This window comes from Streptomyces sp. NPDC032822 (genome assembly GCF_055578825.1).
Genome location: NZ_JBVIOL010000017.1, coordinates 178358 through 185917, shown reverse-complemented (window position 1 = coordinate 185917; position 7560 = coordinate 178358). Strand labels below are relative to the sequence as shown.

The following is a 7560-nucleotide window of genomic DNA, read 5'->3' as shown; positions in this document are numbered from 1 at the left end:
GGCGGGAGATCTTCAACGGCGAGATGCTGACGCGCTGCGAGGCGATCATGCGGGACGTGTGCGAAAGCTTCGGCGCGGAGCTGCGGGAGTTCAACGGCGAAGGCGATCACGTCCACCTGCTCGTGCACTACCCGCCGAAGATCGCCCTGTCCAAGCTCGTCAACAGCCTCAAAGGCGTCAGCTCCCGCTACCTGCGCGCCGAGTACACCGGCCGCATCAACCGGATCGGGACAGGTTCGGTGTTCTGGTCCCCGTCCTACTTCGCCGCGTCCTGCGGCGGCGCACCCCTGAGCATCGTCAAGGACTACATCGACAACCAGAAGCGACCGGCCTGACCGTCACCGCCCAGACGCAGTGATCTCCGGCGCTTCGCGCCTCCAAACCGAGGATCACATTCCCGCCCGGCCTGAAGGCCGGGATTCCCTGCGAAGAACAAGGGATGGCACAGATCGTCCTCAGCGTGTCAGGGAGATCAAGACGTTGCGTGCGGCAGGTCGCGGGTGCGCGGGCCGTCGTACTGCTCGTCGGTGACCGGCTCGGCCCACGTGGTCTCCGTACTGCCGTCACCCTTGGACTCCCACAGGGCGAGGTGCTCCATGAACCGATCGGGGGCCGCCCCGTGCCAGTGCTCCTCGCCCGGCGGACAGGTGACCGTCTCATCCGGGTGAGCCTCGAAGATCGTGCCGTCCCGGGTGCCGATCAGGGCGATACCCGAGACGACGTGCAGGGCCTGGCCCAGCACATGGGAGTGCCAGTTGGTACGCGCGCCAGGCGAGAAGCAGACCGTGTTCACGCGCATCCGGGACGGCTCCTGGCCGGCGTGGATGACGTCCCACCACACATCCCCCGTGAACCGGTCCGACGGGGCCTTGCTGCTGGGCTGCTGCTCGACGAACTTCATCGTGCCTCACACGTCATTGCTTACGAGCGGGGTTTGGGGTGCCGAACGGATGCCGGCGTCGGGGCGGGTCCCTATCGGGCGACGTAGCCGCCGTCGACGGGGAGGGCGACGCCGACGACGAAGCCGGCTCCTGGGCTGCACAGCCACAGGACGGCTTGGGCGATTTCCTCGGCGGTGCCGAGCCGGTTGATCGGCTGGTTGGCCTCGGCCTCGGCGCGGTCGAGCTCCCCCTTGGCGATCATGTCGCTGACCATGGGGGTGTCGATGGTGCCGGGGCAGACGGCGTTGATACGGATGCCGCGCGGGGCGTATTCGAGGGCGGCGCTGGCGGTCAGGCCGATCACTCCGTGCTTGGAGGCGTGGTAGGCAGCGCGGCCGGGCAGGCCGACCAGGCCGCCGAGGGAGGAGCAGTTGACGATGGCGCCGCCGCCCCGGGTCCGCATGTGCCGCAGCTCGTGCTTCATACAGGCCCACACGCCACGGAGGTTGATGGCGTTGACGCGATCGAACCGCTCGGCCGGCTCCTCGGCGGCATCGCTGGGCGGGATCTGGATGCCGGCGTTGTTGTAGGCCATGTCGAGGCGACCGAAGGTCTCCACGGTGCGGTCGACCGCGGCGGCGACCTGCTCTTCGTCGCTGACGTCACAGGTGAGGCCGAGGACTTGGTGACCGGCAGCGGTGAGGTCCTTCGCGGCCAAGTCCAGTGCGGCTTCGTCGATGTCGGTGAGGGCGATGGCGGCTCCGGCTTCGGCGAAGGCGCGGGCGGTCGCCAGGCCCATACCGGCGCCTGCTCCGGTGACGAGGGCAACCTGGCCGGTGAAGTCGTAGGTGGGGTTCATGTCGGGTCCTCTCGTTCGGTCCGCCGGGGACACGGCGTCGGTTCGTGGCGGACGTCGGCCGGACTCAGCGATGCGACGGCGTCCGTGCGGGTTGGTCACCCGGCGCGTGGGCCGCAGCGGTGCGCTGAGCCACGATGCGGCTCCTGCCGGAGGCGCCGCGGACGGCGAGGGCGATGAGCGGGAGCAGGGTGAGTACGGCGATGACCGTGCCGACCAGGGGCGGGCCGGCCACGCCGAGGGAGGAGTCCAAGGCCGTACCGGCGATGAAGGATCCGCCGGCCACTCCGACGTTGAAGGCGGAGGTGGTCAGCGCGGACGTGAGAGTGGGGGCGTCGCCGGCGAAGCGCATGGCGAGCGCCGTGACGACGGGGTTCACCGCGAAACCGGTCAGGCCCATGAGGAAGACCAGGATCGTGGCCGCGACTGCGTTCGTGGACAGCGGGATCATCAGGAACAGGACCAGGGCGGTGGCCGCGGCGGCGGTGATGGTGGTGGCCATCGGACGGCGCTCACCCAGACGGCCACCGGTGGCGGTGCCGCCCAGGGCGCCGACGCCGAAGGCGATGAGGACGAACGGCACGGCGCCCGCCGGGATCCCCGCGCGGTCGGTCAGCAGCGGGGTGACGTAGCTGTAGGTCGCCAGGACACCGCCCATGATGAACATGGCGGCGCTCAGCGCCAGCCACAGCCTGCCCTGGCGCAGCGCGCCGAACTCGGCGCGCAGCGAGACGCTCGCGCGCTCCTCCGGGGCGGGGATGAAGCGGCCGATGAAGGCGGCGGCGAGCGCGGAGAGGGCGGCCAGGGCCCAGAACGGGCCGCGCCAGCCGACGAACTGGCCGGCGAAGGAGCCGATGGGCACGCCGACGACGTTGGCGAGGGTCAGGCCGCCGATCATGACGCCGGTCGCGCGGGTGGCTTTCTGCGGGCCCGCGGCGGCGGTGGCGACGACGAAACCGACGGACCAGAACGCTCCGGTGGCCAGTGCGGTGACAACGCGGGCGGCGAGGACGACGGTGAAGGAGGTGCTGAGTGCCGCCACCACGTGGCCGAGACTGAAGACAGACAGGGCAAGGATCAGTGTCTGGCGCTGGGGCAGGCGCAGGGTGGCCAGGGCCATGGTCGGAGCCCCGATGATCATGCCGACGGCGAAGGCGGTGATCAGCAGCCCGGCCTGTGAGGTGCTCACACCGAGGCCGGTGGACAGTTCGGGGAGCAGTCCGGCGATGACGAACTCGGTGGTGCCCATCAGGAACGTGCCGGCGGCGAGCACCCAGACGACGAAGGGAAGCTTGCCGGGGGTGGTCCCGGATGCGGAAGCCATAGGTGCGGTCTCTCCTTGAGTGAAATGGCGGAGTGGCGGATCGGAATGCGGTCAGGCCACGGGGACGGGAAAGCCGCCAGAGCGGACGGCGGCCACCTGTCGCAAAGGTTCCACGGCCGAAGGGGGAGGAAGAGGGGGGATGTTCTGCCCCTCTGGGGCACTGCCCGCGTGGCTGCGGTGGTTGCCGGCTGGGTCAGGGGGCGGCTTCGACGGTGATGTGCTCGGCGTTGGCGAGCCGTTCGGTGTCGATGTCGATGTGGCCGAGGATGAGCAGGTCGGCGGAGGCGGAGCCCCCGTCGCGGTAGAACAGCGCCATGTTGCCCCAGGGAGCGTAGTAGGCCAGGTCGCCGGCCTTCACTGGAGCCGGGTCCGGGGCGCCGGAGATGTCCAGCTTGCGCGGCAGGTAGGCGATCCGCTCCGTCTGGTGGAAGTCCTCCAGATCGAGGCTGAGCGGGAGCAGTGAGGCGAAGTCGCGGGCTACGGCGTTGTCGTTCAAGGTGGCGTCGACCGGTTGGCCGTCGATGGTGACCTGGATCTTCATGGCGGTGTTCCTATCGGACGATGCGACGGATGCCGGGCGTGTCGGCGTCTGTTGCCGTCCGGCAGGGGACGACACGGCGGGCGAGCTGTCGGTGCAGGCGCTGACCACAAGCAGCAGGGCCGCGGCTACGGCGCCACGGGCCGCCAGGGTGGAGCGGGCGGTCGGCATCACGGGGGCGTCCAGGGGTTCACTCGGGAAGGGGTTCGGAGTAGTGGCGGAAGCCGTCGCGCTCGGTGTGGATGTCGTACAGGCGGCGGGCCAGGGCATCGGGGCTGCTGTGTTCGGCGTCGGATCGGATGGCGCCCGGCACGATCAGCTGGGCGACGTGGATGTTCTCCGCGGCCAGGGTGTCGTGGAGCAGGTGGGCGTAGGCGCTCTCGGCGGCAAAGGCGATGGAAGTGCCGGCGACGTTCGGGTTGGGTCGTACGGCGCTGGAGCCGTTGACGAACAGCAGGGTGCCGCGGCCGAGTTCGCGCATGCCGGGCAGGACGGCGTTCACCGCGGTGACGGGGGCCTTGACGGAGAAGGCGAGGGGCGCGTCGAGGTCGTCGGCGCCGGTGTCCAGGACCGGCCTCATAAAGTCGGCCCGGGGCACGGGGCTGTACTGGAGGATCTCGACGGGGCCCAGCGCGGTCCCGGCCGCGTACAGGGCCGCGGTCAGGGACTCGATGTCGAGGACGTCGGCGGCGAAGCCGCGCGCCTTGATGCCGTCGTCGGCCAGCTCGGCCGTGAGGTCGTCCAGGCGCTGTTTGTTGCGGGCGATGAGCGCGACGCTGTGGCCGGCGGTTCCGAAGCGGCGGGCGGTGGCGAGCCCGAGACCGGGTCCGGCGCCGATGAGAGCGAAAGTGGTCACGGTAAGTCCTCTACTGGAAGGGAGCCGTCCGGGGCCGGTCAGGGGATGCTCGGCCCGAGATGGAGGCGTTGACGGGTCAGGGCTTGAGGAGTGCCTTGATCGCGCGGCGCTCGTCCATCGCCTTGTAGCCCTCGGCGACGTGGTCGAGGGGCAGGGTGAGGTCGAACACCTTGCCCGGGTTGATCCGGCCGGTCAGGACCCGGTCGATCAGGTCGGGGAGGTAGCGGCGCACGGGTGCGGGGCCGCCTCGCAGGCCGACCTGGGAGAAGAACAGCTCCTGGCCCTCGACAGCAACGTCGTGCGGGACGCCGACGAAGCCCACGTTGCCGCCGGGCCGGGCGGAGTGCAGGGCCTGGCGCATGGACTCGGCGGTGCCGACGCACTCCAGCACCGATTCGGCTCCGATGCCGCCGGTGAGGTCCTTGACGCGGGCGATACCTTCGTCGCCGCGTTCGCTGACGATGTCGGTGGCCCCGAAATCCCTGGCGAGCTGCTGGCGGGACTCGTGACGGCTCATGGCGATGATCCGCTCCGCGCCGAGTTCCCTGGCCGCGATGACCCCGCACAGACCGACCGCTCCGTCGCCGACGACCACGGCCGTCGATCCAGGAGTGACCTCGGCAGCGAGGGCGGCGTACCAGCCGGTGCCCATCACGTCGGAGACGGCGAGCAGGCTGGGCACCAGCTCGCCGGACGGGTGCTCGTCGGTGGCGACGAGGGTGCCGTGGGCGTTGGGGATGCGGACGTAGTCGGCCTGGCAGGTGCTCATGAACTCGCGGTGCAGGCAGGAGGACTGCCAGCCGTTCAGGCAGTTGACGCAGGTGTTGTCCGAGGTGGCGAAGGAGCCGACGACGAACTGTCCGGGCCGGACGTTGGTGACCTCGCTGCCGGTCTCCTCGACGATGCCGACGTACTCGTGCCCCATCGGGTGCGGGTCGCCGATGGGCTCCGCTCCGCGGTAGGGCCACAGGTCCGAGCCGCACACGCAGGTGGCGACCGTGCGGATGATCGCGTCGGTCGGCCGGCTGATCTTGGGGTCGGCCAGAGTCTCGAAGCGCACGTCGCCGGGGGCGTGAATGACTGCTCCGCGCATGATGGGGTGCTTCCTTCGGTCCGAGGGTCTGGAGCCGCAGCCGACATTGGGGACGGCTGCTTGGAACCGAGCCTTACACGCGAGGGCGGGCGCGAAAAGCGGAGGAATCTGTCCGGGGAGAGGAACATCCAGGGAGGAAATTCTCCCCCCTTGCTCAGGTGCGATCGATGTAATGCTGGGAAGCATGACCAGCAACGTCCCCCTGAATGAAATGGGAGAATTCCTCAAGAAGCGCCGCTCACAGCTGAGCCCGCCCACGGTCGGACTTCCGTCGACCAGCCGGCCCCGCCGGGTCGAAGGGCTGCGCCGTGAGGAGGTCGCCCAGCTCGCCTCGATCAGCACGGACTACTACACCCGTCTTGAGCAGGGCCGTATGCAGGCGTCCGCGCCTGTGCTGGACACCATCGCCCGCGTCCTCCACCTGGACGACGACGAGCGGGGCTATCTGTTCCAGCTCGCAGGCAGGACCACCGTGCGCACGCGGCGCCGTGGCGTGCGGAAGGTCCAGCCGCAACTACAGCGGATGCTGGAGGACCTCTCCTCCGTCCCGGCCATCGTGCAGGGGCGGCGCGGTGACGTTCTGGCATGGAACGCGCTGGCCGCCGCCTTGGTCACCGACTTCTCCCGTGTTCCGGAGAAGCACCGCAACTACCCGCGGCTCACCTTCACCGATCCGGCGCTGCGCAGCCTGTACGCCGACTGGGAGACCTCGGCGCGGATGGCCGTCGCACAGCTTCGGATGGAGGCGGCGAAGTATCCCGAAGACCCCCGTCTGATCGCACTCGTCGGTGAACTGTCCATGTGTGACCAGCAGTTCGCCCAATGGTGGGGCGATCGCCGCAGGGCCGCCCGCACCGTGGGCACCAAGACCCTCAACCATCCGGTCGTGGGCGAGATCACCCTCGACTGCGACACCCTTACCGCCAGCACCGACCTAGATCAATACATGACTGTCTGGACCGCCGCCCCGGGATCCCCCGCGCATGACCAGCTGCGCGTCCTCGCCTCCTGGGCCGCCGGCCAGAACCTGCCGGCCTCGTCAGGATGTGAAGCATGACCAGCAACGTTCCTCTCAATGAGCTCGGCGAATTCCTCAAGAAGCGCCGCTCCGAACTGAGCCCGCGCACGGTCGGGCTGCCGGAGACGGGCGGGCCCCGCCGGGTGGCCGGGCTGCGCCGTGAGGAGGTCGCCCAGCTCGCCTCGATCAGCACGGACTACTACACCCGTCTTGAGCAGGGTCGTATGCAGGCGTCCGCGCCGGTGCTGGACACCATCGCCCGCGTCCTCCACCTGGACGACGACGAGCGGGGCTATCTGTTCCAGCTCGCGGGCAAGACCACCACCCGCACCCGGCGCCACGGCAGGCAGAAGGTACAGCCTCAGCTGCAACGCGTGCTGGACGACCTCACCGCCACCCCGGCCATCGTGCAGGGGCGGCGCGGTGACGTTCTGGCGTGGAACGCGCTGGCCGCCGCCTTGGTCACCGACTTCTCCCGTGTTCCGGAGAAGCATCGCAACTACCCGCGGCTCACCTTCACCGATCCGGCGCTGCGCAGCCTGTACGCCGACTGGGAGACCTCGGCGCGGATGGCCGTCGCACAGCTGCGGATGGAGGCGGCGAAGTATCCCGAGGATCCACGGCTCGTCGAGCTGGTGGGGGAACTGTCTACGCGGGACCAGCAGTTCGCCCAGTGGTGGGGCGATCACCGCGTCGCCGCCCGCACCGTGGGCACCAAGACCCTCAACCATCCGGTCGTCGGAGAACTCGTCCTGGACTGGGACACCCTCACCGCCAACACCGACCCCGACCAGCACCTGACCGTCTGGACCGCCGCCCCCGGCTCCCCCACCCACGAGCGGCTGCGCATCCTCGCCTCCTGGGCCGCCGACCAGAACCTGTCGCCCTCTTCGTCTCTCCGCTGACGCACCTACACCGAGGGGGACCCCGCCGGGCTGTACCTCACCTTCGGTCGATCCGCGGGCATGACCTGCCGCTCGCGCGTGGGACGAGC

Annotated in this window: 9 protein-coding genes; 3 read left to right on the top strand and 6 right to left on the bottom strand. The window is 69.7% G+C overall.

What is annotated here, in order from left to right; genetic code table 11:
• The coding region (gene tnpA / locus ACZ5VD_RS35570; RefSeq protein WP_468684653.1) for an IS200/IS605 family transposase at positions 1–335 on the top strand (335 nt) is incomplete at its 5' end.
• A gap of 137 nt (positions 336–472) precedes the next feature.
• Here the strand turns inward: tnpA and ACZ5VD_RS35565 are convergent.
• The 6 genes from ACZ5VD_RS35565 to ACZ5VD_RS35540 form a co-directional block, all read right to left on the bottom strand.
• Entirely contained in the window at positions 473–901 is a 429-nt protein-coding gene (locus ACZ5VD_RS35565) for a (R)-mandelonitrile lyase (protein WP_468684652.1), read from the bottom strand.
• 71 nt (positions 902–972) lie between these two features.
• Positions 973–1740: a glucose 1-dehydrogenase gene (locus tag ACZ5VD_RS35560; protein WP_468684651.1), complete on the bottom strand. Its 768-nt coding sequence runs from the start codon at positions 1738–1740 to the stop codon at positions 973–975.
• A gap of 64 nt (positions 1741–1804) precedes the next feature.
• Complete coding sequence (locus tag ACZ5VD_RS35555; protein WP_468684650.1) at positions 1805–3061, bottom strand: MFS transporter; 1257 nt, start codon at positions 3059–3061, stop codon at positions 1805–1807.
• Between the two features lie 193 nt (positions 3062–3254).
• Positions 3255–3602, bottom strand: a complete 348-nt coding sequence (locus tag ACZ5VD_RS35550; protein ID WP_468684649.1) for a cyclophilin-like fold protein — start codon at positions 3600–3602, stop codon at positions 3255–3257.
• A gap of 187 nt (positions 3603–3789) precedes the next feature.
• Positions 3790–4455: an SDR family NAD(P)-dependent oxidoreductase gene (locus tag ACZ5VD_RS35545; RefSeq protein ID WP_468684648.1), complete on the bottom strand. Its 666-nt coding sequence runs from the start codon at positions 4453–4455 to the stop codon at positions 3790–3792.
• A 76-nt stretch (positions 4456–4531) separates the two neighbouring features.
• Positions 4532–5548, bottom strand: coding sequence for a zinc-dependent alcohol dehydrogenase family protein (locus tag ACZ5VD_RS35540; RefSeq protein WP_468554629.1), 1017 nt, complete (start codon positions 5546–5548; stop codon positions 4532–4534).
• A gap of 172 nt (positions 5549–5720) precedes the next feature.
• Here ACZ5VD_RS35540 and ACZ5VD_RS35535 point away from each other — a divergent pair, with 172 nt between their 5' ends.
• Positions 5721–6605, top strand: coding sequence for a helix-turn-helix domain-containing protein (locus ACZ5VD_RS35535; protein ID WP_468684647.1), 885 nt, complete (start codon positions 5721–5723; stop codon positions 6603–6605).
• Entirely contained in the window at positions 6602–7471 is an 870-nt protein-coding gene (locus ACZ5VD_RS35530) for a helix-turn-helix domain-containing protein (protein WP_468554631.1), read from the top strand. Before ACZ5VD_RS35535 ends, ACZ5VD_RS35530 begins: the two co-directional genes overlap by 4 nt.
• Positions 7472–7560 lie beyond the last annotated feature (89 nt).